This window comes from Microbacterium sp. IO18 (assembly GCF_049099505.1).
In the GTDB taxonomy this organism is placed as follows: Bacteria; Actinomycetota; Actinomycetes; order Actinomycetales; family Microbacteriaceae; genus Microbacterium; species Microbacterium aurugineum.
In genome coordinates this window covers 473036-497643 of the sequence record NZ_JBMJAF010000002.1, presented here as the reverse complement: position 1 = coordinate 497643, position 24608 = coordinate 473036, and the positions used below count along the sequence as shown (strand labels likewise).

General features: G+C 69.6%; 26 protein-coding genes and 1 pseudogene. 13 read left to right on the top strand and 14 right to left on the bottom strand.

The annotated features are described in order from the left end of the window. Window positions 1-30: 30 nt before the first annotated feature. Window positions 31-1470: a DUF6421 family protein gene (locus ACLF6J_RS14140; protein ID WP_047520922.1), complete on the bottom strand. Its 1440-nt coding sequence runs from the start codon at window positions 1468-1470 to the stop codon at window positions 31-33. Window positions 1471-1542: 72 nt separating this feature from the next. Between ACLF6J_RS14140 and ACLF6J_RS14135 the strand changes: the two genes are divergently transcribed. Further along, a complete protein-coding gene (locus ACLF6J_RS14135) occupies window positions 1543-2001 on the top strand; it encodes an Lrp/AsnC family transcriptional regulator (protein WP_047520924.1) in 459 nt (152 codons plus the stop codon). A gap of 9 nt (window positions 2002-2010) precedes the next feature. On the opposite strand, the gene ACLF6J_RS14130 is transcribed toward ACLF6J_RS14135, so the two are convergent. Then, window positions 2011-3036, bottom strand: a complete 1026-nt coding sequence (locus tag ACLF6J_RS14130) for an ArsR/SmtB family transcription factor (protein WP_134352122.1) — start codon at window positions 3034-3036, stop codon at window positions 2011-2013. Between the two features lie 45 nt (window positions 3037-3081). Here ACLF6J_RS14130 and ACLF6J_RS14125 point away from each other — a divergent pair, with 45 nt between their 5' ends. From ACLF6J_RS14125 to ACLF6J_RS14115, 3 genes are read left to right on the top strand one after another with little or no spacing between them, the layout of a single operon-like run. Further along, the gene (locus tag ACLF6J_RS14125; protein WP_134352121.1) at window positions 3082-3444 is read left to right on the top strand and encodes a cupin domain-containing protein; all 363 of its coding nucleotides are present in this window, start codon (window positions 3082-3084) and stop codon (window positions 3442-3444) included. Between the two features lie 18 nt (window positions 3445-3462). Beyond that, window positions 3463-3753, top strand: coding sequence for a DUF4287 domain-containing protein (locus tag ACLF6J_RS14120; RefSeq protein WP_047520928.1), 291 nt, complete (start codon window positions 3463-3465; stop codon window positions 3751-3753). A gap of 51 nt (window positions 3754-3804) precedes the next feature. Then, on the top strand, window positions 3805-4779 hold the full coding sequence (locus ACLF6J_RS14115) for a 1,4-dihydroxy-2-naphthoate polyprenyltransferase (protein ID WP_134352120.1): 975 nt from the start codon (window positions 3805-3807) through the stop codon (window positions 4777-4779). A gap of 15 nt (window positions 4780-4794) precedes the next feature. Here ACLF6J_RS14115 and ACLF6J_RS14110 read toward each other — a convergent pair whose 3' ends face one another. Then, window positions 4795-5100, bottom strand: coding sequence for a DUF4229 domain-containing protein (locus tag ACLF6J_RS14110; RefSeq protein WP_047520932.1), 306 nt, complete (start codon window positions 5098-5100; stop codon window positions 4795-4797). A 9-nt stretch (window positions 5101-5109) separates the two neighbouring features. Then, entirely contained in the window at window positions 5110-6027 is a 918-nt protein-coding gene (locus tag ACLF6J_RS14105) for a hypothetical protein (protein WP_134352119.1), read from the bottom strand. A 222-nt stretch (window positions 6028-6249) separates the two neighbouring features. Here ACLF6J_RS14105 and ACLF6J_RS14100 point away from each other — a divergent pair. Continuing rightward, window positions 6250-6325, top strand: a pseudogene (locus tag ACLF6J_RS14100). A 122-nt stretch (window positions 6326-6447) separates the two neighbouring features. Continuing rightward, on the top strand, window positions 6448-7449 hold the full coding sequence (locus ACLF6J_RS14095; RefSeq protein ID WP_134352118.1) for a TIGR00341 family protein: 1002 nt from the start codon (window positions 6448-6450) through the stop codon (window positions 7447-7449). A 33-nt stretch (window positions 7450-7482) separates the two neighbouring features. On the opposite strand, the gene dacB is transcribed toward ACLF6J_RS14095, so the two are convergent. From dacB to ACLF6J_RS14075, 4 genes are all read right to left on the bottom strand, one after another. Continuing rightward, on the bottom strand, window positions 7483-9063 hold the full coding sequence (dacB, locus tag ACLF6J_RS14090; RefSeq protein WP_134352117.1) for a D-alanyl-D-alanine carboxypeptidase/D-alanyl-D-alanine endopeptidase: 1581 nt from the start codon (window positions 9061-9063) through the stop codon (window positions 7483-7485). Continuing rightward, a complete protein-coding gene (locus ACLF6J_RS14085) occupies window positions 9060-10325 on the bottom strand; it encodes a serine hydrolase domain-containing protein (protein WP_134352116.1) in 1266 nt (421 codons plus the stop codon). The genes dacB and ACLF6J_RS14085 overlap by 4 nt, the downstream gene beginning before the upstream one ends. A gap of 190 nt (window positions 10326-10515) precedes the next feature. Further along, a complete protein-coding gene (locus ACLF6J_RS14080) occupies window positions 10516-11178 on the bottom strand; it encodes a response regulator transcription factor (RefSeq protein WP_131492402.1) in 663 nt (220 codons plus the stop codon). Next, the gene (locus ACLF6J_RS14075; RefSeq protein WP_134352115.1) at window positions 11166-12914 is read right to left on the bottom strand and encodes a sensor histidine kinase; all 1749 of its coding nucleotides are present in this window, start codon (window positions 12912-12914) and stop codon (window positions 11166-11168) included. Before ACLF6J_RS14075 ends, ACLF6J_RS14080 begins: the two co-directional genes overlap by 13 nt. A gap of 122 nt (window positions 12915-13036) precedes the next feature. Between ACLF6J_RS14075 and arfB the strand changes: the two genes are divergently transcribed. Then, on the top strand, window positions 13037-13477 hold the full coding sequence (arfB, locus tag ACLF6J_RS14070; RefSeq protein WP_134352114.1) for an alternative ribosome rescue aminoacyl-tRNA hydrolase ArfB: 441 nt from the start codon (window positions 13037-13039) through the stop codon (window positions 13475-13477). 98 nt (window positions 13478-13575) lie between these two features. On the opposite strand, the gene ACLF6J_RS14065 is transcribed toward arfB, so the two are convergent. Then, complete coding sequence (locus ACLF6J_RS14065; RefSeq protein WP_166804657.1) at window positions 13576-14052, bottom strand: hypothetical protein; 477 nt, start codon at window positions 14050-14052, stop codon at window positions 13576-13578. 178 nt (window positions 14053-14230) lie between these two features. Here ACLF6J_RS14065 and ACLF6J_RS14060 point away from each other — a divergent pair, with 178 nt between their 5' ends. The 3 genes from ACLF6J_RS14060 (at window position 14231) to ACLF6J_RS14050 (ending at window position 16559) form a co-directional block, all read left to right on the top strand. Continuing rightward, window positions 14231-14884, top strand: coding sequence for a DUF998 domain-containing protein (locus ACLF6J_RS14060; RefSeq protein ID WP_131492399.1), 654 nt, complete (start codon window positions 14231-14233; stop codon window positions 14882-14884). A gap of 62 nt (window positions 14885-14946) precedes the next feature. Then, complete coding sequence (locus ACLF6J_RS14055; RefSeq protein WP_131492398.1) at window positions 14947-15315, top strand: YciI family protein; 369 nt, start codon at window positions 14947-14949, stop codon at window positions 15313-15315. Then, window positions 15312-16559, top strand: a complete 1248-nt coding sequence (locus tag ACLF6J_RS14050) for an RNA polymerase sigma factor (RefSeq protein WP_421076908.1) — start codon at window positions 15312-15314, stop codon at window positions 16557-16559. The genes ACLF6J_RS14055 and ACLF6J_RS14050 overlap by 4 nt, the downstream gene beginning before the upstream one ends. A gap of 15 nt (window positions 16560-16574) precedes the next feature. On the opposite strand, the gene ACLF6J_RS14045 is transcribed toward ACLF6J_RS14050, so the two are convergent. The 5 genes from ACLF6J_RS14045 to ACLF6J_RS14025 form a co-directional block, all read right to left on the bottom strand. Then, complete coding sequence (locus tag ACLF6J_RS14045) at window positions 16575-17393, bottom strand: nucleotidyltransferase domain-containing protein (protein ID WP_244093495.1); 819 nt, start codon at window positions 17391-17393, stop codon at window positions 16575-16577. A gap of 4 nt (window positions 17394-17397) precedes the next feature. Next, window positions 17398-19476, bottom strand: coding sequence for a bifunctional lysylphosphatidylglycerol flippase/synthetase MprF (locus ACLF6J_RS14040; protein WP_134352111.1), 2079 nt, complete (start codon window positions 19474-19476; stop codon window positions 17398-17400). Between the two features lie 51 nt (window positions 19477-19527). Continuing rightward, the gene (locus ACLF6J_RS14035) at window positions 19528-20334 is read right to left on the bottom strand and encodes a tyrosine-protein phosphatase (protein WP_134352110.1); all 807 of its coding nucleotides are present in this window, start codon (window positions 20332-20334) and stop codon (window positions 19528-19530) included. 96 nt (window positions 20335-20430) lie between these two features. Continuing rightward, complete coding sequence (locus tag ACLF6J_RS14030; protein ID WP_134352109.1) at window positions 20431-21081, bottom strand: DsbA family protein; 651 nt, start codon at window positions 21079-21081, stop codon at window positions 20431-20433. Between the two features lie 73 nt (window positions 21082-21154). Beyond that, window positions 21155-21583: a hypothetical protein gene (locus ACLF6J_RS14025; RefSeq protein ID WP_244093494.1), complete on the bottom strand. Its 429-nt coding sequence runs from the start codon at window positions 21581-21583 to the stop codon at window positions 21155-21157. Between the two features lie 75 nt (window positions 21584-21658). Here ACLF6J_RS14025 and ACLF6J_RS14020 point away from each other — a divergent pair, with 75 nt between their 5' ends. The 3 genes from ACLF6J_RS14020 to ACLF6J_RS14010 are packed head-to-tail and all read left to right on the top strand — an operon-like array spanning window position 21659 to window position 24529. Continuing rightward, a complete protein-coding gene (locus tag ACLF6J_RS14020; protein WP_047524129.1) occupies window positions 21659-22009 on the top strand; it encodes a PLD nuclease N-terminal domain-containing protein in 351 nt (116 codons plus the stop codon). A 14-nt stretch (window positions 22010-22023) separates the two neighbouring features. Beyond that, entirely contained in the window at window positions 22024-23670 is a 1647-nt protein-coding gene (menD, locus tag ACLF6J_RS14015) for a 2-succinyl-5-enolpyruvyl-6-hydroxy-3-cyclohexene-1-carboxylic-acid synthase (RefSeq protein ID WP_134353877.1), read from the top strand. Window positions 23671-23686: 16 nt separating this feature from the next. Continuing rightward, window positions 23687-24529, top strand: coding sequence for a polyphosphate kinase 2 family protein (locus tag ACLF6J_RS14010; protein WP_134352108.1), 843 nt, complete (start codon window positions 23687-23689; stop codon window positions 24527-24529). Window positions 24530-24608: the final 79 nt, after the last annotated feature.

The following is a 24608-nucleotide window of genomic DNA, read 5'->3' as shown; positions in this document are numbered from 1 at the left end:
CTCGGAACGCGCGCGGTGCGCGCGTGGTCATCAGTCGTCCGTGCCGCGGATGCCGACGGTCGATTCGATGATCGGCTTCATCTTCTTGTGGAGGGTCTCGAAGAACATCGACAGCGGGAACTCGTCGTCCATCACCGCGTCCGTGTAGCCCTTCGGTGCGCCGGCGAGGATCTCGTCCGACAGACCGCGCGCCCACTGCGAGGCGGGGTGCGGGGTGAGCGTGCCGCGGACGAGCTCGTATGCGGCGAGCCAGTGCGCGACCTTCGGGCGGTCGATCGAGTGCCAGTACAGGTCGTCGATCGCATCTCCCAGAGCGACCACGGCATCGGGCACGTTGTCCCAGTCGAACGCGAGGGCGGTGTCGGTCCAGTGCAGCACACCGCGCTGGTGCAGCCAGGCGAACAGCAGCTGGCCGCCGACCGCGTCGTAGTTGCGGGTGCGGGTGCCCGTGATGGCGAACCGGAAGATGCGGTCGAAGATCACCGCGTACTGCACGAGGTGCGCGTAGTCGTGCATCTCCTGCTCGGTCTCGGTGAGTTCCTCGCCGGCGGCAATGCGGGCTGCGAGCGCGCGCTCGATCTTCACGGACTCGCGGAACGCCGTCATGTCGCAGCGCATCTCCTCCAGCGAATAGAGGAAGAACGGCATCCGCTGCTTGATCATGAACGGGTCGAACGGCAGATCCCCGCGCATGTGCGTGCGGTCGTGGATGATGTCCCACATGACGAAGGTCTTCTCCGCCACCTGCTGGTCGTCGAGCATCGCGGCCGCGCGCTCCGGCAGCTCGAGGTTGGTGATCTCGGCCGCGGCACGGGTGACGCGACGGTAGCGGGCGGCCTCACGGTCCTGGAAGATCGCGCCCCACGTGAAGGTCGGGATCTCGCGCATCGCGACGGTCTCGGGGAACAGCACGGCCGAGTTGGTGTCGTAGCCGGGCGTGAAATCGACCAGACGCAGCGAGACGAACAGCTTGTTGCCGTAGTCGCCGGCCTCGAGAGCGGCGATGAACTCGGGCCAGATGGTCTCGACGATCAGAGCCTCGACCAGACGGTCGCTCGAACCGTTCTGCGTGTACATCGGGAACACGACGAGGTGGCGGATGCCGTCGACTCGGTGCTGCTGCGGCTGGAAGGCCACGAGCGAGTCGAGGAAGTCCGGCACACCGAAGTCCTCCGATGCCCAACGGTCGAAGTCGACCACCGATGCGGCGAGGTACTCGGCGTCATGCGGGAAGGCGGGGGCGAGTGCGCGGATCGCGCCGGTGATCGCACCGACGAGCTCGCGGGCTGCGGCGTGGTGCGCGGCGTCGGGGATCGAGCCGTCCTTGATCTGCATCTCGCGGATCGCGATCGCGGCGTCCTTGAGCTGCGCCCAGGCGGCGGACTGCTCGGCGATCGCTGCGTCCTCGACGACCTCGGGTTCGCCGACGATGGCCTGAACAGCGGAACTGTTGGCGGAAAGAAGGGACATCGGGACCTCCGATCAGAGATTTAGACGGAAAGATTCCTGCATAAATGGAATCCTGACGATAATCTTACAGCTATGGATGACTCTGTCGACCGCGCGATCCTGACCGCGATCTCCCGCGACGGGCGTGCCACGCTCTCCCAGCTGTCGGATGCCGTCGGGCTCTCGGTCTCGGCGGTGCAGTCCCGCCTGCGCAGGCTGGAGACGCGCGGCGTGATCTCCGGATATCGGGCGATCCTCGACCCCGAGCAGGTGGGCACGCCGCTCTCCGCCTTCATCGAGATCACGCCGCTCGATCCGGCTCAGCCCGACAACGCGCCCGAGATGCTCGAGCACCTCGGCGCGATCGAGGCCTGCCACTCCATCGCCGGCGACGCGAGCTACATGCTGTTCGTCCGCGTCCCGACTCCGCGGGCGCTCGAGGAGCTCGTGCGGGACGTGCGCCTCGCGGCGAACGTCAGCACGCGCACCACCGTGGTGCTGCAGACCTACTACGAGCACCGGCCGATCATCCCGGTGGGCTCGACCGAGTAGCCGCGCGACTCAGAGCACGGCACCCACCATCGCCTCGCCGAGCGGGGTGCGCAGGTGCTGCATCCTGGCGCCATCGCGTTCGCTGGCGATCAGGCCGGCGCCTCGGAGCACGGCGAGGTGATGCGAGGCGGTGGAGATCGCGACGTCGGCCTCCTGGGCGACCTGAGAGGTGGTGCGGGCGGTGCCGGCCCGAAGCAGGATGCCGGCGCGGGCCGGCCCCAGCAGCGCGCCGAGGGCATCGGCGATGTCGGTCGCGTCCCGCGCCCAGCCGGCCGTGACGCCTCGGGCGGGGTAGAACAGGGTGGGTTGCGCGGGGGGCTCGGTGAGCACCATGCACCCCCACGACGACATGACCGAGGGGACCAGGACGAGACCGCTTCCCCGGCAGTCGACCTGCTCGCTGTGACGGCGGAGGGAGACACGGACGGCACCTGCACCCCAGGTCACCTGAGGGTGCAGGTCGCCGGCCATCCCCGCGATGCCCGTGCTCGCGATCGCGCGCGTGCGGACGGCGATGTCGGCGCGCAGCAGGCGCTCCAGCTGAGGCCACACCGGGGCGAGCGCCGCGTCCCAGACAGCGGCGCAGGCGTCCGCGATGAGGCCGCGGGCGCGCTCGGGGTGATCCTGCATCTCGCGCAGCGCCTGTCGTCGAGCGCCGGTCGAACGCACCACCATCTTCCCGAAGTCGACGCGCATCGGCTCGAGAGGTGCGCCGCGCAGCTCCTCGAGCTCGACCTCGGGCGTCAGATCCCACCGTGGAGCGGTGGTCAGGAAGTCGGGCAGGTAGCCGTCATCTCCGATCACGGTGGTGAGCAGGGCGAAGTCGTCGCGCGGAAGACGATCGCGAACCGCCCGCAGCCATCCCCACTGCAGCGGATGCGCGGCCGGACGCCGCAGCACACGTACCGCGTGAGCCAGTTCGTGACCGGGTGAGATGCCGAACCGCACCGCCTCGACGTCGCCGGGGGTGAGGTGGAACTCGACCCGATGATCGGGATGCTCAATGCCCTCGATCGGACCGGAGTTTCGATGCACATCGAAACTCTAGGGGGTGCGTCCTTCGCTGTCGAGACTGGGATCATGAACAGCACATCTCTTCCCGTGGCGGTCGTCGCCGGCGCCGATATCCGCATCGGCTCGGGTCGCAGCCGCCGATTCGTCGGGGTCGAACACGGCGCCGAAGTGTCGTACTTCTTCGTCGAGAATCAGCCGGGCGAGGGGCCGGGGCTGCACTGGCATCCCTATCCTGAGACCTGGGTCGTGATCGAGGGCGTCGCCTCGATCACGGTGGGCGAGGAGACGTTCGTCGCCGGGGCCGGAGACACGGTCACCGGCCCCGCTTTCATCCCGCACCGCTTCATCAATGCGGGTGACGGGGTCCTCAAGATCATCGGCATCCACGCCTCCGCCACCATCATCCAGACGTTCCTCGACGAGGACTGACACACCGTAGGAGACCCCATGTCCTTCCAGGCATACCTCGACAACATCGAGACCAAGACCGGCCTCACCCCGCGACAGTTCATCGAACGCGCCACGGAGAAGGGCTTCGACCAGACGACCAAGGCCGCGCCCATCGTCGCGTGGCTCAAAGAGGACTATCAGCTGGGACAGGGCCACGCGATGGCGCTCGTGCACGTGATCACGAAGGGTCCACAGATCAGCGACAAGCACGTGGGCAAGGGCGGCGCCCACGGGGACGCCTCCGACACCCTGTGGCTCGACGGCAAGGACAGCAATCCGAACGCCTGATCCCTCCGCACGCGCAGGCCGCGCATCGTCCCGGCCAGTAGGATTCCCTGCGTGGCAGCATCCTCCCAGCGCAAGAAGAAGGCCCCGAGTGCCCCGCGCACGCCGACCCGCAGAAGCGGCAACCCGGCGAAGCGTCCGGTCGTCGAAGCGGGGCCGGTGACGGTATCCGACTGGATCGGGGCTGCACGGCTGCGCACGCTGCCGCTCGCGATCGCGCCGGTGGTCATCGGCACGGGGGCGGCGCGCAGCACCGGTCCCGAGTTCCACTGGGTCATCGCGCTCGCCTGTCTCGCCGTCGCGGTGCTGCTGCAGATCGGTGTGAACTTCACGAACGACTACAGCGACGGCATCCGCGGGACGGACACCCACCGCGTCGGCCCGGCGCGGCTCACCGCCTCTGGACGGGTGAAGCCCCGTACCGTGCTGATCATCGGTCTCGGCTTCTTCGCGCTCGCCGCAGCCGTCGGGCTGGCGATCGTGATCCGCACGGGGCAGTGGTGGATGCTCGCCGTCGGTGCCGCGTGCATCATCGCGGCGTGGTTCTACACCGGGGGCAAGCGTCCCTACGGCTATTACGGCCTGGGCGAGGTCTTCGTGTTCGTGTTCTTCGGGCTCGTGGCGACGCTCGGCACCACGTGGGTGCAGGTGTTCGACCTGCCGCAACAAGCCTGGCTCGGGGCGATCGCCGCCGGCCTGTTCGCATGCGCCGTCCTGCTGGCCAACAACCTGAGAGACATCGATCAGGACCGCGAGGTCGGCAAGCGCACGCTCACCGTGCTGATCGGGCGCCGGGCCACCCAGGTGCTGTTCACGCTGTTCGTCCTGGTGCCGTTCGGCATCGCGGCCGTCCTGGCTCTGTTGTTCCCGATCGCGTGGATCTCGCTGCTGGCGTTGCTCGCAGGTCTCCCCGCCATCGCGATCATCTGGTCGTACCGGCAGCCGAAGGAGCTGGTGACCGCGCTGGCGCTCACCTCTCTCACCGCGCTGCTCTACGCGGGCGCTCTCTTCTGGGCGTTCGTCGGCTGACCCGGCGCGCGAGAGTCAGACCCGCGGGTCGTCGTCGACGGATTCGTTCGCATCGTCGATGGCCCGGTCCTCGGCCTCCGCGTCGGCTTGACCGCCGGAGGAGCGGCTCTCCCGACGCTCCTGCAAGCGGGCGGAGACGTCGGTGAGGGGCGTGCGCAGGAACAGCATCGAGATGCTCATGCCGATGAGGGCGGCGAAGATCGCCGCGAGCCACCAGAACTCGCGGAAGATCGGGAGGAAGAACCACAGGATGGCGAGCGGCACCAGGAATGCCAGCAGCCGCAGCACGGTGTAGACGAGGAAAGGGGCGGGCTTCTTCACCCCTTCAGTCTACGTTCGCTGTGCTTTGCCTCCGTCGCCGATGCCCAGGTGAGCGAAGGGGATGCCACGCACCACGCGCCGCCAGGGGTGTTCGCCCAGCGTCCACAGCAGCTCGGCGTCGAGGTCGAGTGCGAGGTCCTCGCAGCCGACCGGCAGTGCCGCGCGATCTCGGGTGAGCGCGGACTGCGGACCGCTCCACAGCACGCCGGGGTGCAACTGGTCGGACTGTGACACGAAGTAGCGGTCGCCCCACCGCACAGCCCCCTGCATGCGGGCGATGTCGGGGGAGAAGCGGTCCGTTTCGAGGAAGGCGTCCTCAGGGTCCTCGGGGATGGAGAACTCGCCGATCCGGCCGCTGCCGTCGGTGCGGTGTTCGCCGATGAGCACGCGTCGGAGGGGAGAGCCGTCGTCGTCGAACACCCGGCCGAGGAAGGAGCAGCGCAGAGCGACCGGATGCACGGCGGTGCGCACGGCCACGAGCGCGGTGGCACGGCTCCTACGGGCACGCGCTCCGGCGAGCCGTCGGGCGTCGGCGCCGCGGACCTGGCGGATGTCGGAGAGGTCGAACTCCCAGATGCCGCGTCCCGTCGCCGCGACGAACAATCGATCCCCGAACCAGGCGAGGCCACCGGCGTGGATCGGCGCCGGCTCGAGCTCGCCGTCGTCCCCGGTGACCACGAGGATGATGTCCAGGTGTCGCGCGCGTTCCCGGTCGACGAGGGTGACGCGGGAGGCGAGATGGACGCCGTCGAGGCGCTGCCGGAACCAGCTCACGGCGATCGTGGGGCGACCGCGCCAGCTGCCGAGGTCGATGCCCTGCGGGTACCAGCGGCGGGTCCACGTGCGGGCCGAGAGCCAGCGCAGCTCGAGGGCGTCGCGCCGTCTCCACCGCACCGGGCGCCAGGTCGATCCGAAGGGCCAGAGCATGCTCCTCATCGTCCCTGATCCGAGGGCGTTGCCGAAACCCAGACGCGTTGTGCGGTTGTCGGTGTGTCGCGGGACGACATGCTGACGGGCCGACACCGCGTCTGGGCTTTCGCATCCCACGGGAAGCCGCCTGGGAAGCCGCCGGTCATCCGCAGACTCGGAGCGTCATCCCAGGAAACGGTTCTAGCGAGGAAGATCACGGCCGGGTAACGTCGTTCGCATCGCGGCGATCCGGGTGGTCCCGGGCCTCAGCTCATACCTGACGGCGTTGCGGGTTCGACTCCCGCCGTCGCGTCCACTTCTTCCCGACGGTCCGCCACACCTCCTCCCGTGCGGGCGAGGGGATCTTGCGCGCAGGGGTCCGCGTGCCTAGCTTTCGGTCATGACGAGAACACGAGGCGCGGAGACGGGGTCCGCGGCATGTCGAGACTGACGCAGACTCTGATCCCGCCGTCGCAGCGGCTGTCGGCCGAGGCCCTGGACGATGCGCTGAACCTGGGCGCCGGAGACGCCCTCAGCAAGCGGACGGGATTCCTCATCATGCTCACGCTCTCCGGCGTGATCGCGATCGCGGGAGTGCTGACCGACTCGACGGCGACCGTGATCGGGGCGATGATCATCGCCCCGCTGGGCACACCGATCCTCGGCATCGCCTGGGGGATCGTCACCGGCCATCCGCGGAGGGTCCTCTCGTCAATCCTGTGGGTCCTCAGCGGGGTCGTCATCGTCGTCGCGCTCGGATTGGCGTTCGCGGTCTTCGTCGCGACCCCGGAGAGCCTGTCCACCAACTCGCAGGTGATCGGACGCACCTCGCCGAGCCTGATGGATCTGATGGCCGCGCTGGCGACCGGGTTCGCCGGCGGATTCGCGATGTGCCGCAAGGACCTGAGCGCGGTGATGCCGGGCGTCGCGATCGCGATCTCCCTCGTGCCGCCGCTCGGCGTGGTCGGCGTGTGCGCGGGGCAGGGGCAGTGGCCCGAGGCGCTCGGTGCTCTCGTCCTCTTCCTCTCGAACGTGTTCGCGCTGGTGATCGCGGGCAGCATCGTGTTCACGGTGGCAGGGTACGCGCGGGACCCCGGGTCATCGCCCACCGCCGATCGGCGCCGGGCCTATGCGATCGTCGTGACGCTGGCCCTGATCATCGCTCTCCCGCTGGCGGCGAACTCGATCGCCTCGATCGCGGTCGCCCGCTGGTCGGTCAGCATCCGGAATGTGACGGCCGACTGGCTCGGAGACGAGAGCGGCGGGCACATCCACGGGCCGGTGCAGTGGAGCGGGCTGACGGCCACGGTCTCCCTCACCACCCCGGACGGCTCGACTCCGCCGCTGGACGACCTCAAGGAGGAGATCGCCGAGACCGTGCCCTCGTACATCGGGGTCGTCGTCGACGCGGGTCAGGGGACCGAGCTCGTCGTGCAGTGAGCACCCCCATCCGTCGGGAACGACCGCGCGACGTCAGAAGGCCTGCTGGATGATCGCGGTCACAGCGCCGACGTCGTCGTTCGCGTCGAGGATGCCGTCCGGATCGTCGAAGAACCCCTGGGTGACGATGATCGTGAAAGCGAGGTCGCGTCCGGACGCCGTCTCCATGACGCCGCCGAGTGTCTTGGTGGCGAGTCGGAAGCGCTGGTTGAAGGCGTCCCAGTTGAGGAGGGTGCCGGTCTTCGCGAACACCTTGCCGGCGGCCGGACCGTCGGCCTCGACCATCGCGAGCGAGCCGTCGACGCCGAGCACCGGCAGCGTGGCCTTCCAACGTTCGGCGTCAGGGCGCTGGGCCATCAACGTCTGGATCTGCAGGGCATTCGCCGGTGTCACGTAGTTCCCCTCGAGACCCGAGCCGTCGATGAGCGCTGCTCCGGTGACGTCGAGCCCGGCGTCCTTCCAGATCTCGCCGGCGATCGGCATGCCCGCGTCGCATTCCGAGTCGCCGCGCTCCACCGCGAGACGGCAGATGAGCGTCTGCGCACCGCGGTTGTAGCTGATCTTCATGACATACGTGACCTCCTCCGCGAGGGGGAGCGACCCCAGCTCCGCGACCGTCGGCATGGTGTCGACCTCCGCGCGCTCGGCGAGTTCCGTCCCGGGGTTCGTGGCGAGCGGATCGGCCGCCACCGCGACGTCGGCGCGCCCGAGGGCTTCGATGAACGCCGTGCGTGCGAAGGTGGCGGGGTCGTCGAACGCATAGACCTTGAGCTGCGGCTCGCTGTCGGCCGCGATGGTGCCCGACAGGACGACTTCGCCGTCGTGCGAGGACTCGTCGATGGTGATGTCGGTCGTGCCCCCGGCCTCCACGGTCTCGACGGTCGAGGTGACGGTCCACGGTGAGACGGCGGGGGTCAACGTCGTGCCGGCCGGCTCTCCGGGCTCCGTCGGCTGCACCATCACGTCGACCAGATTCTGGTTGATGACGGTCGGGGTCACCGCTTGCCCGCCGAGCGTGCCCGTGAAGAGACGGTCGTCCACCACCACGTCACCGACGACCGAATCGATGCCCGACGCCTTCACCTGCGCGGCGAGATCGTTCAGCCCGGCGAGGGGGTCCTGGGGCGTGAGCGTCGAGCCGGGGAGGAAGTTCGCGTCGTTGTGGTCGAGGTTCGTGAAGTCCACGCCTCCGTCGTCCTTCGTGCGTCCACCCATCGTGAGGTCGCCCATCCCCACGAGCACGAGATCGCCGGCGAGGACACCAGCCGTGACCTCGCCGGTGCGCTTGACCGGTGTCGTGATGGTGTGGTCAGGACCCCACTCGAGCCATGCGGCTCCGGCGCTGTAGGTCTTGGCGAAGGAGCCGGGCTCCACCATCCGGTCCGCGCCGAGATCGATGAGCACCTCTCCGGTCTCGAGGTCGTGCACGGCGATCGACCAGGTGGCGTGCTCGTACCGGTCCTGGTTCATCACGTCCAGCGCGGCGTCCGGAAGGCCGTCGACGGCCCAGGGGTCGGTGGGGGCCTCCGTGGTGCACGCGGTCGTGCCGGCGAGGACGAGTGCCGACACCGCCGCGACCGTGGCGCCGCGCCGGAGGAAGACCGCGGCGTTCATTCGGCGTTCCGATCGGCGAGGAGATCGGCGATCCGGCGGAACGTCTGATCCGCAGGATGCGCCTTCGGAACCACGTTCGATTCGTTCATGAACACGGCGACGTTCGTGCCCGTCTCGGGGTCGTGGAACACCGCAGCGGTGAAGCCCAAACCCTCGCCGTTGTGCCCCCACCAGCCCTTCGTCTCACCGATGCCCAGGGCGTATCGATCGTAGGGAGGTCCCTGGTCGAGGGGTGCCCCGTCCTGGCGTTCGGCTTGTGTGGAGGGCTCGAGGAGGAGGCCGGAGCCCAGCGCTTCCGCCCAGACACGGGCGTCGTCGAGCGTGGACACCATCGACCCGGCCGGTCCGTAGATCGACAGGTTGTCGTTCTGCACGACCTGCTCGCCGTCCAGCATCACGTAGCCGAGCGGATGCTCGGTCCACGTCGTGGCATCCAGGGTGTACCGCGTGCCGTTCTGTCCGAGCGGCTCCAGGATCCGCTCGTCGAGTGCCGCCTCGAACGGTTGTCCTGCGACCTGCTCGACGACCGCACCGAGGAGGTTGGTGTTCGCATTCGTGTAGATCCGCTGCGTGCCCGGTGCGAACTGCGCAGGCTGGTCGACGAGGAATCCGTTGAGCTGGTCGAGGGTGAAGATCGTCGACTCGTCGGCGCTGTAGGCCGCGCCGAAGCCCTCGGTCGTGGTGTAATCCGCGTTGCCGCTCGACATGTCGGCGAGCTGGCGGATCGTGATGCTGTCACCGTTCGTGATGCCGTCGACGTACTGGTCGATCGTGTCGTCGAGGCTGATCTCGCCCGCGTCGACGAGCTGGAGGATCAGGGTCACGGTGTACGACTTGGTGACGCTTCGCAGGGGCCAGGTCATGTCGAGCGATACCGGCACCTCGCCCTCGATGTCGGCGAGGCCGAAGGCCGAGGTCCACGAGCCCTCGCCCGGAATCCATACGCCGACGGCGGCGCCGGGCACCGCGTACTCGGCCATCGCTTGGTCGACGATCTGCTGCAGCGCGGTCTGCGTCTCGTCGGGCAGCGTACCCTCGGGCGCCGCGGGGCGGAGCGTGCCGGAGGTCTCGGAACCGCCGCTGGTGCTCGCTGCCGGTGTCGGTGCCCCGCTGCACCCCGCCAGCAGCACGGCGAAGATCGCGACTGTGGCGAGACCGGTGACGGCCCGCGCGCGGGCACCGTCAGCGTCGGTCCGGGGAGCCCGCGTGCGTGCGCGCGTGCGCGCAGACGTGAGCAGCGGGCGTCGGGTGCGGTGCGTCATGGGTCTCCCAGCGTGAGATTCGGAGGGCGATGGCCCACCCCAGCCACTGTGGTGCACAGCGGCGCCCGCAGCAATGGACCCCGGTCGCCTCTTCGGAATGGCGACTCAGGTCTATGGCCGCCGGGGAACGCGCCGGTGAGGCTGGGGCCTGGCAGGGAGGGGACCGTTCGGTCCGCCCGCGCTCAGTGTCTCAGGTCGCGGGCGGGGGCGCCGCCTGGAGATGGCGGAGGACGGCGAGCACGCGACGATGATCGTCCGCGTCGACGGGGAGGCCGAGCGCGTCGTAGATTCTGGAGGTGTGCTGCACGACGGCCTTCTCGCTCAACACGAGTTGTGCGGCGATGGCCGCGTTGCTGCGTCCCTGCGCCATCAGCTCGAGCACTTCGACCTGACGCGGCGTGAGACGCGCGACGGCCGATGCGCCGCGGCTCGCGCGTGCCACCAGCACCGAGACGACCTCGGGATCGAGGGCGGTGCCACCGGCGGCGACACGACGGAGATCGGCCGTGAACGTGTGGACATCGGCGATCCGTTGTTTGAGCAGGTACCCGAAACCGCCGCCGCCCTCGAGGAGCTCGGTGGCGTACCGGCGTTGCACGTGCTGGGAGACCACGACCACGCCGAGGTTCGGACGGGCGCGACGTATCCGTACGGCGGCGAGCAGTCCCTCGTCGGTGTGCGTCGGCGGCATCCGGATGTCGGTGAGGACGAGGTCGGGGCGGTGTCGTTCCACCTCCTGTTCGAGGTGGAACGCGTCGCCGACGGTGGCGAGCACATCGAACCCGTCGTTCGAGAGGATGTGGGCGATGCCGGTGCGCAGCAGCACCTCGTCCTCGCCGATCACGACGCGCATGGCAGCTCCACGCGGACGCGGGTGCCGCGCAACGGCTCCGAGCGGATCGAGATCGTGCCGCTGAGCGCGTCCACCCGGTCGGCGAGGCCGCGCAGGCCCGCTCCTGCGCCGATCCGCGCGCCGCCGACCCCGTCATCCTCCACGTCGAGCGAGATCCGCCCGTCGCGCTGTGTCAGGGCGATGCGGACCCGGGAGGCTCCGGCGTGCTTGACGGTGTTGGCCAAGGCCTCCGCGATGATGAAGTACGCGGTGTGGGCGGTGGACGTCGAGATCATCGTCTCGTCGACGTCCGCCTCGAGCGTCGTCGGCACCGACAACCGGTCCATCAGGTCTTCGGTGGCGGCGAGGAGACCCCGCTCGAGCAGGGCGGCCGGAAGCACGTCGTGGACGAGGCGACGCAGGTCGGCGGCGGCGAGGTCGATCCCCCGACGTAGCTTCTCGATGTCACCGGTCACGGCGGATCCGCCGGCTGCGTTCGCGATGGTCTGTGCTTCGATGGCGAGGAGGACGAGCTGCATCTGCAACCCGTCGTGCAGATCGCGCGCGATGCGCGAGCGTTCACGGTCGGCTGCTTCGACGAGGCGGACCCGCGACCGGCTGAGAGCTTCGTTGCTGACGAGGAGCTGCGCGGTCAGGCGTTCGCGATCGAGGGCGATGGCGAGGACCTCGGCGGCGCGACGCACGGGTCCTGGCTCGGCGATCATCCGGGCGTCGTAGTCGACCGCCCCGACGACGTCGTCATCCACTCTCACCTGAAGCCATGCGCGGTCGCGGTCGGAGAGCAGCTGGTCACGGAGCACCTGCTCACCGCGTTCGTCGACATACTGTCCTTTCGCGGCATCCCAGTAGGAGACCCGCAGGGTGTCATCCCCGACCGTCGTCGCCAGCGCCTGCGCGACGGCCGGACGGCTCGCTCCTCGGATCGCAAGCCATTCGCTCAGTGCTTCGAGGGGAGCCGTGCGGGAGAAACCGCCGCGGAGGACCCCGAAGAGGAACGCGATCGGCAGCCCCGCGAGAAGCACGCACTGCAAGGAGATGACGATGTCGAAGTCGAGTCCCATCGGCAACAGGACGTTCGGGATGAGCGGCAGGCAGATCACCGCGAGAAGTCCGTACGTGTAGAGAGGGAGCAGGCGTCGCCGATGCGCCGCATCCGCGGACCGCAAGCGCTGGGCGAGCACCACCGCGGTCATGGCCATGGCCGTGACGCCGAGCACGCTCTGCACGAATGACAGCGGTTCGAACGCCGGGGTGCCGGTCGTGAGCGCACGTGCCGTGTCGAAGACGATGCAGGTCACGTAGCCGAGCACGACTGCGGTCGCCGAGAGTCGGCCACGGACGCGCCCGGAAGGGAACGCGAGCAGCAGATGGATCGCGACGCCGAGCGGCGTCGTCGCGAAGATCGCGTTGAGCCAGTTCATCGAGGGAGGGCCGAGAACGCCGGTGCTCATGAGGAAGATCGAAAGGGAACCGACCAGGAGCAGACCACCGATGCCGTTGGTCGGCCGCCGCCACCACGCGCAGATCCCCGCGCCCGCCCAGATCCACGCGAGTGCGACGAAAGCCAGCACGGCGAACGGCTCGCCACTCTGCTCGGAGCCGACGGCGATCACGATGATTCCGAGCAGGGCCGTGAAGACGGCGACGACCATCAGGGCGAGTTCGAGCGACCCCGTGCGGCCGCCCTGCAGGCGTCGCGGTGTGGGGCTGGTGAGGGGCGAGACGGGGGCGGACACGAAGGGTCTCTCGGTGAGCAGGACGGGTCGGTGTGCTTCCACACTGGCGGACGGGGGTGCCGCAGAGCAACCGGACAGCGGTCGTCGTCGAGTGCGGCCTCGCAAGGGCCGATGATGGAGGTATGCCTTCTGCCCATCGCCCCGGTCTGCGGGTCTCGTCGGGCCTCACCATCCCCGAGTCCGAGCTGTCGTGGCGCTTCTCGCGGTCGTCGGGACCCGGCGGGCAGGGTGTCAACACCGCGGATTCGCGGGCGGAGCTCGTCTGGGATGCGGCGAACTCGGCGGTGCTCTCTCCGCATCAGCGGAATCGGCTGCTCGACCGGCTCAGCGGGCGTCTGGTCGACGGGGTGCTCACGATCGCGGCATCCGAGCACCGTGCACAGCTGCGCAATCGAGACGCCGCGCGGGATCGGCTCGTCGCGCTGGTGGCCGAGGCGCTGCGCCCGCCGGCTCCTCCGCGTCGCCCGACCGCACCCACTCGCGGTTCGAAGGAGCGTCGGCTGAAGGCGAAGCAGCGCCGCACCGAGACCAAGAACCTGCGTCGACCGCCTCGCGACTCCTGAGCGCGGAGCGACCTGCGCGGTTCCTTTCCGCGCTCCCGTCGCACTTTCGCCCGCAAACGGCCCGATAGCCATCGAAAGTGCGACGGGAACGCCTGCGCTCACTTCCTGGTCATCGTCGAGGGGTAGCCGCCACCACCGGGATAGACCCACTCGCCGGCCATGACCCGGTCGTCCGCCGTGAACGTCCCGCGGAAGTACGCCGGGCTCCCCTTGACCCCGCCCCAGATCGTGAGCGTGTCGCCCTCGAGCTCGTACACATAGTCGAGGGTGTTGCCGAGCGAGTCGTAGAAGCGGGAGACGACGTCCTCGCCGACGGGTTCGCCGAACGGGTGCAGGTTGCCGATCACCTCGAATCCGGTGATCCGCTGGCCGAACTGCACGAGGTCGACGTGCTGGAGGAGGAAGTACCCGCCGGGCATCCACTCGTAGCGCACGGTGCCGGGGGCCCCGCCGTCGACCACCCACTCGCCGACGAGCCGGTCGAGGGCGCGCAGCCGGGGATCGGGCTGGGGTTGCTCGCCCATGGCCTCATCGTCGCCGAGCTGTGTGCTGTCGGTCTGCGTCTGGTCCGTCATGATTCTCTCCTGTTCGAAATCGGCCCGGCGGATGCCGCGCTCACAGACACGACGGAGCCGACTTCGGAATCTCGACACGGCGATGGGCGAGAAGTCCTCGGCGAGGATGTCGAGATCTGCGGGTCGGCACCGTGGTGTCTTCAGATGCGCCGCCCGGGGCATCGGAGAGGAAACCACCATGACCACCCATTCCGCGCCCGCTCCGGAGCAGGTCCGCCCGCCGCGAAAGGCGTCGACGCGACGGCTGCTGCTGTTCGCTGCTGTCGCCGGTCCTGTGTTCTATGCGTCGTCGATCATCCAGGGGATCGCCAGGGAGGGCTTCGACATCCGCATCCATCCCCTGAGCCAACTCGCGACGGGCTCCGTCGGCTGGGTGCAGATGCTCACCTTCGCCGTCGCCGGCCTCGGCGGGATCGCGCTCGCCATCGCCTACCGGCGGGTGCGGACCGAGGGCATCGGACGACGCCTGGTACCGATCTTCGTCGGGATCTTCGGCGCGGCGTTCCTCCTCGCCGGGCTCTTCCCGATGGATCCGCAGAACGGATTCCCGGTCGGCGCCCCGGAGGGCGTCGTCGCGATGTCGTGGCATTCGATCGTGCACACCTCCGCCGCAGCGCTGTCGTTCCTCGCGCTCGCGGGTGCCGCCATCACACTCCTGATCCGCGAGATCCGCGCGCGTCATGGGGCGGCGGCGGTCGGTCACGGGGTGGTCGCCGTCGTGCTCCTGCTGCCGATGTCGCCCACCGAGTCCAGTATCCAGATCGCGATCACCGGTGCTGTGGCCTTCGGATGGGTGAGTGTGATGGCGCTTCGGGTGCGGCGGTCGGCATGACCCGTACGGTGGGAGAGACGTATCGGACACCATCGGATGACATGAGACCCCGGAGGAGAACAGTGAAGTTCCTGCTGCTGAGCTATACACCCGCCGACGCCTGGGACGCCGAGACGGCGGATACCCCGAGCCAGGAGGCGCTGGATGCCTTCGCGGCCTATCAGCGTTTCGAGGAGTCGCTGCGCGCTTCGGGCGAGTTCGTCCTCAGCGAGGGGCTGGGGCATCCCGCCGTGACCACCACCGTGCGTCCGACCGGATCGGGTGCGGTCGCGACCGACGGTCCGTTCGCCGAGCTGAAGGAGGTGCTCGCGAGCTTCGCCGTGATCGAGTGCACGGGCATCGAGCGGGCGCGGGAGATCGTCGCGGAGATGGTGTCGGTCCTCGGGGAGCCGATGGAGATCCGCCCGATCATGGGTGACGACTTCGCGTGACGTCACCGACCGTCCGTCGGCGCATCGAGGAGATCCTTCGGCAGGAGGCGCCGCAGGTCCTCGGTGCCCTGGTCCGTCGGTTCGGACGTTTCGATCTGGCGGAGGATGCGACGCAGGAGGCGCTGCTGGCGGCGCACGGGACGTGGCAGGCCGAGGCCATCCCCGCGGAACCGCGGGGATGGCTGATCCGGGTGGGCTACCGCAAGCTGATCGATCTCCTGCGCGCGGAGGACGCGGATCGGCGTCGCGAGTACGAGTGGCTGGCCTCCGATCCCCGTCGCCGTGACGTCGCCGGAGCGGTCGTCACGCCCGTCGCGCGAGACGACAGCCTCGAGCTGCTGGTGCTGTGCTGCCATCCCGCGTTGACCGAGCCGTCGCAGATCGCGCTCACCCTGCGCGCGGTCGGCGGCTTGACGACCACAGAGATCGCACACGCCTACGGAGTACCGGAAGCGACCATGGCCACCCGGATCAGCCGGGCGAAGCAGACACTGCGCAGGGCGGGTGCGCGCTTCGAGCTCGCCGGTGTCGATGACCTCGATGCCCGTCTCACCGCGGTCGAGCGCGTCCTCTATCTCATCTTCAACGAGGGGTACACGGCGACGGCGGGCCCCTCGCTCGTCCGCGTCGATCTGACGAGCGAGGCCATCCGTCTCGCTCGCATGCTCGTGGCCGCAGGCGACGACGATCCGGAGGCGCAGGGGCTCCTCGCCTTCATGTTCCTGACCGAGGCGCGAAGGGAGGCCCGCCAGATCGACGACGTCCTGGTCGTGCTCGACGATCAGGATCGGGCGTCCTGGGATCGCACGCTCATCGAGGAGGGGTCGCGGCTGATCGAGGCCGTGTGGGAGCGGGGCCAGGTCGGTCCGTTCCAGCTCCAAGCGGCGATCAGTGCGGTGCACGTGAACGCCGCGACCGCGGCCGACACGGACTGGCCGCAGATCGCCGCGCTCTACCTCTGGCTCGAACGGCTCGAACCGACCGGCGTCGTCCGGCTCAGTCGTGTGGTCGCCGTCTCCCGTGCCTTCGGCGCGCGGCGGGGGCTGGCCCTGCTCGACGAGCTCGACCGGAAGCACGCGCTGTCCTCCGATCCGCTGACGGCCAGCAGGGCGCGGATCGTGCGTGCGCACCTGCTCGATGAGGTCGGCGAGCATGCAGCGGCGCGGGCCGGCTTCGCGGAGGCCGCCGCGAGTTCCGCCAATGAGGTCGAGAAGCGCTACCTCGAGGAGCGCGCCCGGGGGTGACCGCCCCTCTGCCGGTCAGCCGGCTGCAGAGCCGCCGGGGCGCGGGAGCTCCCGCAACCGGCCGACTGCCGCGAGCAACTCCTCGGCGGAGGTGCCCAGATTCCCGAGAGCGGCAGCTGCGGCTGCGCTGAACCCGCCGGTGTCGATCGGAAGGCGGGCCACGTTCGGGACGAGACCCTTCTCGTTCGTGACCCAGGTGCCGGCGGCAGCATGCCACCCGTGCGCGGTGAGCATGGTCGTCGTGGTGCCGCACAGCGACACGTAGGCGACATCGCCGGCCTTCGCGCCCTTCACCGCGGCATTCAGCAGGAAATCGACCTGCCAGAGGTTCGCGAGGAACGCCTCCCGCAGCGCGTCGGGGTACGGGGTCACCCCGCGCGCGAGAGTGACCAGCAGCCCGTCCGGATCACGCAGCGGCACGCTCGTCGCGACCTCGCCCGCGTAGGCGACGTCGAGGAAGCCGAGCGGGTGCCCGGGCTGGGGGTGGAAGGCGAACCGGCCTCGGGCGGCGCGGGCGCACTGCTCCGTCACCCGCTCCACGTCTCGGAGGATGAGGTCCACGGGCACGCCGTCCACGATCAGCCAGGCGCCGCCGTCGACCCAGGGGCCCCATCCGCCTCGCTCGGCGACCTCGACGTGTTCGCCCGTCCAGCCGCTCGCGACGCGGGCGATACCGGCGCGGTCGACGTCCGCATCCACGTACAGTCCCAGGTCGATGTCGGAGTCCGGGCGATGGGTCCCGCGGGCGCGGCTCCCGCCCAGCGCGACCGCGCGCACGCCGGGGACGCGGCCCAGGTCGTCGGCCATGGAGCGGAGGCGGCCTTCATCGAGCACGGGCTCAGTCCTTCCCGCCGCCGCGGACGAGTTCGAGCCCCGCGCCCGCGAACTGCCGCAGAGTCGCATCCGGCAGGAACGCCCTGGTGAGGGCACCGCCGATGCGGGTGAGGTCGCTCTCGTCGCGGAAGAGCAGGTACATGGTCTCGTAGCGGGGATGGAACTTCTGTTTGAACCGGTGCAGCGAACCGAAGCCGTACACCGGTTCCAGGGCCTCAGCGAGGCGGTCGCTCAGCGCTGCGATCACACCGGCATCCGGGGGATAGTCGTGGGCGAGGGGCGCTCCGGAGAGTGACATGATCTGTGCGCCCTCGTCGGAGAACTGCCGGGCGGAGGAGCCGATCAGGAACTCCATCACCGGGCCGAACCCGCCCTCGCGGCGGCGCATGAGGTCGAGGGTCCAGCCCCGCACTTCGCCGTCGTCGCCGTACACGGGCAGCCAGGAGAGGAAGCCGTCGACGTCGCCGTTCGGGGCGAGCGCGAGGGCGAGCCGCACTTCGGGATCCTCGGCCTCGTCGAGCGTGCCGAGGGTGAAGCGCATCTCGGGCAGATCCTTGTCGCCGACCCATGCCTCCGAGATCGCCCGCAGCTGCTGCTGCACCCCCCACGGTTCCGCCTTGAAGTGGGTCATCCGGAAGGTCATGTCCTCGCGCCCGGCCTTGTTGAGCGAGGTGCGCACCGAGTTCCACCGTTTTCCCGTGAACTCGAGTCCCGGCAGGTCGACGATCGTGTCGTCCGCCACGACGATGCTCCGCCAGGTCGAGGGGACCGCGGCGCGGGTGGCCTCGTCCGCGCTGAAGAAGCACGGGACGAGACCGGCGAGCTCCGCCGTGCGGATGAACTCCTGCACCGCCTCGGCACGGGCATGCGCCGGGCCGATCGGGTCGGCGAGCGCGAGCGCGACGCCGTTGCGCCTTTGGTACGCCACGATGCCGCCGGGCACACGCGCGTAGCTGTTGCCGTCCCAGGTCGTCATCCACGAGAGGGTGCCGCCGCCGTGCGTGCGCAGTTCGTGCTTCATGTCGTCCGCGGTGGGGGAGGGCTGCACGCCGAGCTTCGACTTCCGACGGGCATGGAACGCGCGGCGTACCCAGATCAGGTACACGAGCATGATCAGCCAGAGGAAGCCGTTCGCGAGGGCGAGTTCGGTCTCGCCGTCCCAGCGGACGTCGACCTGGGCCTGGCTGAAGACGGTGATCAGGGTCAGCACGAGCGCGGCCGTGACGATGTTGAGGATCCCGAGCAGGAGGGCGAGCACCCAGGTCCAGCGTCGTCCGCGACGCAGCCCGTTCACGAGCACCAGGATCACGACCAGGTCGATGGCGAGGTCGATGAAGCCGCCCGAGGCGGGCTCGGTCGGACCGAACGGACCGTCGGTCGGCAGGAGGGTGGTGATGATCTCGACCGCACCGAGCACGAGGATCGCCATCACCGCGATCAGCCTCTGCTCGCGGACGGTCGTGTGACGCACGCGCAGGGTGCGATCCACCACGAGGATCAGCAGCACGGCGAGCAGATGCTCGAGGTCGGCGAGCTTGCCCCAGAACAGCATCGCGATGAAGACGAAGCCGAGCAGGATGAGCCACCCGCGCACCCGCCACGGTGGGCGGAACAGGCCCACCGCCGCAGCGATGCAGGCCATGGTGCCTCCGGAGGCACCGACATCGAGCGCCTGCGCCTGCGTGGTCGCCCACGCCCACGGGAACGAGGAGAGCACGAGGAGCACCAGGGCGGTGGCGAAGATCGCGAACAGCTGGCCGACCGCGTAGTACGCGATGGCGACGCGCGTTCCGCGCCGGAACTCCAGGTAGGCCATGCCCCAGAACCCGGCGATCGTGAACACGTAGACCCACGGCTGGTTCACGAAGAACGTGCCCGTCAGTGGCGTCCACCACTTCCCCTCGGCGAGATTGGGCAGTCCGTAGGCGACGGTCGGGAACAGGTCGCTGTCTTCGAACGGCGTCCACAGGCCGCGCCAGATGACGCCGACGGCGAGGATCAGCACCACCATCGTCAGCGTCGCGGGGATCCGCCGCGCGAACGCCGGCAGCGGGTGCAGCGAGGGGGAGCGCTCCTCAGTCATGCGATCAGCGTAGCGACGGCTCCGGTGATGCGGGGAGATATGGGGGCGGGACTACTCGCCGCGTAGCACCCGCCGCAGGTCGGCGACCTCGTCGTCCGTCAGACCGCCGCTGCGGAGGTAGCCCGCGGCGTCACCGTGAGTCGCGTCGATCCAGTCCAGGGCCGTCTCGATGGCTGAGGCGGGCGATTCGGTCGCCAGGGTCTTGAGTCCGGGGGTCAGGGGAACGCCGAGCGAGGTGATGAGGCCGGTGAGTGCTTCCGCGAATCCGAGCGCGAGGTTCTTCTCGGTCTCCGTGTAGTCGTCGACGATCGCCTCACGCGGCACGCCTGCGACGGAGAGCAGGATCGCCGCAGCGAGACCCGTCCGATCCTTGCCCGCGGTGCAGTGGAACAGGACGCCGGGGCGCGGTGTGCGCGCGGCGTCGAGCACCGTGCGCGCCACGGTCGCGAACTGCGCGGCGCTGTCCGTGAGGATCGCGATGTACAGCTCCTCCAGGGTCGGCACCTGCTTCAGGAGCTGGGCGACCTGGGTCACCGACAGGCTCTTGCTTCCGGCCGCGGGGAGCAGATGCTTCACCATCTCGTCCATCGCTCCGCCCTGCATGGGCAACGGCAGAAGCGTCACGCTGCCGTCCGCGGGGAGATGGTCGGCTGCACGGGAGCGCTCGGCATCCGTGCGCAGATCGATCACGGTGCCGATGCCGAGATCCGTCAGAGCCTGCAGTCCATCGTCGGTCAGTCCGGCGAGAGCATCGGCACGGAACAAGAGCCCGGACGCGATGGTCCCGCCTCCCGAGACCGGCAACCCGGTGAGTTCCCGGGCGTTGTGCGTCCCCTGCAGAAGCGAAGTCAGTTCCATCGTCGTCCGGGCCCTCTCCCTGAATCTGATCTCAGAGTATCGGGGTTCGTGTCCGGCCTTCACCCTCGGCGGGGCTGCCGTGACGGGCGCCAGGACTCAGCCGTTCAGGGCCTTCTCGATCGCCTGCTCCGGGTCGTCCCAGGTCTCGAGCACGACCTTCTCGCCGTCCACGAAGAAGGTCGGGGTGCTGGTCACGCCGAGCTTCTCCCCGTCGGTCTTGTCCGCCTGCACGCGCTCGGCCGTCGCCGGGTCCGCGATCGCCGCGTCGTACGCGGCCATGTCGAGTCCGAGCTCCTCGGCGAAGGCGCGGAACACCTCGGGCGTCTCCTCACCCTGCTCGCCCCACTGCGCCTGCGTCTCGAACAGTCGGTGGTACATGTCCTCGAATCGGTCCTGCTGCGCCGCCGCCTCGGCGGCGAGGGCGGCCTCGGTGGAGTTGACGTGGCCCGGGAGCGGGAAGTAGCGGACGACGTAGGTGATCTCGCCGTCGTACTTCTCCCGGAGCTCTTCGACGACGGGATAGAACGCCCCGCAGGCCTCGCACTCGAAGTCGAGGAACTCGACGACGGTCACGGCGCCCTCGCCCCCGTCGTCGAGTACGTGCGAGTCGGTGCGGACGGTCTGTTGCTCCGCGCCTTCGGGCGGCGTGGGGGCTGCGCGCTGGTTGAGCGCGAACACGAGGGCGACGATCAGCAGGACGATGGCGACGGCGATGGCGATCAGGGTCGCTTTGACAGAGTTCTTCATGGGGTCTCCAGACACACGGGTACGACGGGAAAGGGGATGCCGCGCGAAGGCGGCCCGAGGGACGCGTCGGTGTTCAGGTGCGGGAGATCGAGAGCTGTGTGAGCGAGAGTGCGGAGAGGAGAGGACGCGGTCCGGCGCGCGCCGGCGGTGCTGTGCGCGGGGCGCGCGAGACGAGCAGCCGTGTGCCGCGATCACGGAGACGCCGGAACAGCAGCACCAGTGCGGCGCAGCAGAGCGCGACGACCAGGCAGACCCCGGCGTCGGCGGTGAGGACGTCGACCGCGGTCGCGCCGTCAGCCACCGCGGTGCCGGATTCCGTGCCCGCCGACGCCGTGATGCCGGAGGCGAGGCAGAGCGTGGCGTGCACCTCGGCGGAGCCGCGCGACGTCGACCACGCGCCGACGACGAGCAGGAGCGCGAGACCGACGGCGAGGACCACACGCGCGATCATCGTCCGCTCGGCCCGTGCTCGCGGCATCCGATCCGGCGATGAGGGCAGCATTTCCCGCGCAGTCTAGCAACGGCGCCTCTGCCTCCTCCGAACCCCGGACGCTGAGGACATGCCTACACTGGAGGGGTGGCGAGACTACTGATCATCGGCGGCTTCCTCGCCGCCGTGTTCTGGGTGTTCAGCATCGTCGACTGCGCTGTGCAGCCGGCGACGCGGCACCGGGGCGTGCCCAAGGCCGCCTGGATCGCCATCGTGGTGCTCCTTCCCGTGATCGGGGGGATCCTCTGGTTCGTGATCGGTCGTCGGCGGGCCAACGGCTCCGGCGCTCGCCCGGTGATCGCCCCGGATGACGATCCCGCCTTCCTGCGCAGCATCGACAAGACCGAGCAGGATGCGCGTATCCGCCGTCTCGAAGAGGAGCTCGCGCGCCTGGACGAGGAGACCGACGAGCCTCCCGCCTCGGACCCGCGCCCGTGAGCTCGTCGCCGGCGATGGATGCGGCGGCGTCCCTGCTCGCCGATCTCGTCGCCCATGGAGTCCGCGACGTCGTCGTCTCCCCGGGTTCGCGTTCGCAGGCCCTCGCGCTCGCCGCGGTGCGTCTGGCGGATGAGGGTCACCTCCGTGTGCATGTGCGCATCGATGAGCGGGTCGCCGGTTTCACCGCGCTCGGCATCGCCAGGGAGACGCAGGTCCCCGCGGCGGTGATCTGCACCTCGGGGACGGCCGTCGCGAATCTGCTGCCCGCGGTGATGGAGGCGTTCCACTCGGGCGTGCCGCTGCTGCTGCTCACCGCTGATCGCCCACCCGAGTTGCGGGGCGTCGGTGCCAACCAGGCGACGCTGCAGAACGGTCTGTTCCACCCCTGGGTGCGCGATCAGGTCGACGCGCCGGTTCCGGGAGACGGCGAGTGGGCAGGGCTCGCCGAGCGTTCGGTGGCCGCGGCGATGGGCGTGCGCGACGTCGACGCGCTTCCCGGCGTCGCAGGACCCGTCCACGTGAACCTGCCGTCGCGTGAGCCGCTCTCCGGCGCATTCCCCGAAGTCAGGGTTACTCCCGGCGATACGCCCGTCCGGCGTGCGGCCAACTCGTTCGAGCTCGCCCGGGGTCCGCGCACCGTCGTGCTGGCCGGTGCCGATGCCGGGCCGGACGCCGAGGAGATCGCCTACGCCGGTGGGTGGCCGCTGATCGCCGAGATCGTGAGCGGGGCCCGGTTCGGTCGGCAGATCGTGCACGGGTATCGCCGCCTCCTCGCGCAGGAAGAGCTCGGTGGACGTATCGAGCGCGTGGTCGTGCTGGGTCACCCGACCCTCAGCCGGGAAGCGACGGCCCTGCTCTCGCGCCAGGATGTCGACGTGGTGGCCGTCCGTCGCGGGGGGGAGGAGCTCAACCTGAACCACCGCACGCGCGCCGTCGGGGCCGTCACGGTCGCCTCCGGTGCCGCCGATCGTGCGTGGCTCGGTGCGTGGCTCCAGGCCTCCGCCGCCGAGACCGTCGACCTGAGCGAGAACGCCCCGGATCCGGAAGGCCTCGCCTCCACGGACTTCGCCGCCCGTCGGGAAGCTGTGAAGGCCGAACTCGACGCGGTCCGGCGCCCGCTCGATCGCGAGCTGCTCGTCGATGCCGTGTGGCGGGCCACCTGGCCGCACGATCGGCTCGTCTTCGGCTCGTCGCGGCTGGTGCGCGTGGCCGACCAGGTGCTCGGGGGCAAGAAGGTGCCCGTCCACGCGAACCGCGGTCTCGCGGGGATCGACGGCACGATCGCGACCGCGACCGGTATCGCCCTCGCCAGCCAGGCCGCGGGCGCTCCCGGCGTGACCAGGGTGCTGCTGGGCGACCTCGCCTTCCTGCATGACGTCGGTGCCCTGCTGCTGCCGCCGGATGAGGCGGAACCGCGTCTCCAGGTCATCGTCGGCAACGACGGCGGCGGGACGATCTTCGACGCGCTGGAAGTCGCCGCCTCCGCACCCCCGGCCGACCTCGATCGCGCCTTCTACACCCCGCACACCGTGCGACTGGAACACCTGGCGTCGGCGTACGGCTGGGAGTACCAGCGGGTCACGACCCGCACCGCGCTGGATCAGGCGCTCACCACGCCGCGAGGCGGACGTCAGATCATCGAGGTGCCGCTGCCGCGTTGACTGGCAGGATGTGCGTATGAACGCGCACACCTGGACGCAGCGGCTCCGCGTCGACGAGGGTTTCCGTCTCGCTGACCTCGACCCCGACACCAAGCCCGGCTATGTCGGCGGCAAGTCGCACGGGGTGCGCGATCTCGCGGCCGGGCTCGACGCGCTCAACGATCTGCAGGAGCGGTTGTTCGCCGAAAGCCGGGTGGGCGTGACGAAGGACGCGGTGCTGCTGGTGCTGCAGGCGATGGACTCGGCAGGCAAGGGCGGGATCGTGCGGCATGTCGTCGGGGGTGTCGATCCGCAGGGGGTCGCGCTCGCCGCGTTCAAGGCCCCGACTCCGGAAGAGCTCGCCCACGACTTCCTGTGGCGCGTCGAGAAGCGCCTGCCCGAGCCGGGGTTCATCGGCGTCTTCGACCGCTCCCACTACGAGGACGTCCTGATCGGGCGGGTGCGCGGGCTCGCGGACGCCGCGGAGATCGAGCGCCGCTACGACGCGATCAATGAGTTCGAGGCGCGGGTGGCGGCGTCGGGCACACGCATCATCAAGGTCATGCTGCACATCTCGCCGGAGGAGCAGAAGGCGCGGCTCATGGAGCGACTCGACCGGCCGGACAAGCACTGGAAGTACAACCCCGGCGATGTGGATGAACGGCTCCTGTGGTCGCAGTACATGGAGGCGTACCAGAGGGTCTTCGACCGCACCTCGACGGAGGTCGCCCCGTGGCACGTGATCCCGGCGAACGCCAAGTGGTATGCGCGCCTCGCGGTGCAGGAGCTGCTGCTCGCGGCCCTCGAGGACATCGATCCGCAGTGGCCGGTCGCCGACTTCGACGTCGAGGCCGAGAAGGAGCGCCTCGCTGCGAGCTGATGACGGTGTCGGGGCCGTTCACAACTCAGGAAGATCGGCTCGACACGCGTTCGACGAGCGAGCTTCGGGCGAGAATTCT

Bases quoted from the DNA above. Each gene is read 5' to 3' on its own strand.
- ACLF6J_RS14120 (WP_047520928.1), top strand. From the start codon at position 3,463: ATGTCCTTCCAGGCATACCTCGACAACATCGAGACCAAGACCGGCCTC.
- ACLF6J_RS14035 (WP_134352110.1), bottom strand. From the start codon at position 20,334: ATGGAACTGACTTCGCTTCTGCAGGGGACGCACAACGCCCGGGAACTC.
- ACLF6J_RS14125 (WP_134352121.1), top strand. From the start codon at position 3,082: ATGAACAGCACATCTCTTCCCGTGGCGGTCGTCGCCGGCGCCGATATC.
- ACLF6J_RS14080 (WP_131492402.1), bottom strand. From the start codon at position 11,178: ATGCGCGTCGTGATCGGCGAGGACGAGGTGCTGCTGCGCACCGGCATC.
- ACLF6J_RS14140 (WP_047520922.1), bottom strand. From the start codon at position 1,470: ATGTCCCTTCTTTCCGCCAACAGTTCCGCTGTTCAGGCCATCGTCGGC.
- ACLF6J_RS14025 (WP_244093494.1), bottom strand. From the start codon at position 21,583: ATGCTGCCCTCATCGCCGGATCGGATGCCGCGAGCACGGGCCGAGCGG.
- dacB (WP_134352117.1), bottom strand. From the start codon at position 9,063: ATGAACGCCGCGGTCTTCCTCCGGCGCGGCGCCACGGTCGCGGCGGTG.
- ACLF6J_RS14135 (WP_047520924.1), top strand. From the start codon at position 1,543: ATGGATGACTCTGTCGACCGCGCGATCCTGACCGCGATCTCCCGCGAC.
- ACLF6J_RS14030 (WP_134352109.1), bottom strand. From the start codon at position 21,081: ATGAAGAACTCTGTCAAAGCGACCCTGATCGCCATCGCCGTCGCCATC.
- ACLF6J_RS14085 (WP_134352116.1), bottom strand. From the start codon at position 10,325: ATGACGCACCGCACCCGACGCCCGCTGCTCACGTCTGCGCGCACGCGC.
- ACLF6J_RS14105 (WP_134352119.1), bottom strand. From the start codon at position 6,027: ATGCTCTGGCCCTTCGGATCGACCTGGCGCCCGGTGCGGTGGAGACGG.
- ACLF6J_RS14010 (WP_134352108.1), top strand. From the start codon at position 23,687: ATGAACGCGCACACCTGGACGCAGCGGCTCCGCGTCGACGAGGGTTTC.
- ACLF6J_RS14040 (WP_134352111.1), bottom strand. From the start codon at position 19,476: ATGACTGAGGAGCGCTCCCCCTCGCTGCACCCGCTGCCGGCGTTCGCG.
- arfB (WP_134352114.1), top strand. From the start codon at position 13,037: ATGCCTTCTGCCCATCGCCCCGGTCTGCGGGTCTCGTCGGGCCTCACC.
- menD (WP_134353877.1), top strand. From the start codon at position 22,024: ATGGATGCGGCGGCGTCCCTGCTCGCCGATCTCGTCGCCCATGGAGTC.
- ACLF6J_RS14065 (WP_166804657.1), bottom strand. From the start codon at position 14,052: ATGACGGACCAGACGCAGACCGACAGCACACAGCTCGGCGACGATGAG.
- ACLF6J_RS14095 (WP_134352118.1), top strand. From the start codon at position 6,448: ATGTCGAGACTGACGCAGACTCTGATCCCGCCGTCGCAGCGGCTGTCG.
- ACLF6J_RS14060 (WP_131492399.1), top strand. From the start codon at position 14,231: ATGACCACCCATTCCGCGCCCGCTCCGGAGCAGGTCCGCCCGCCGCGA.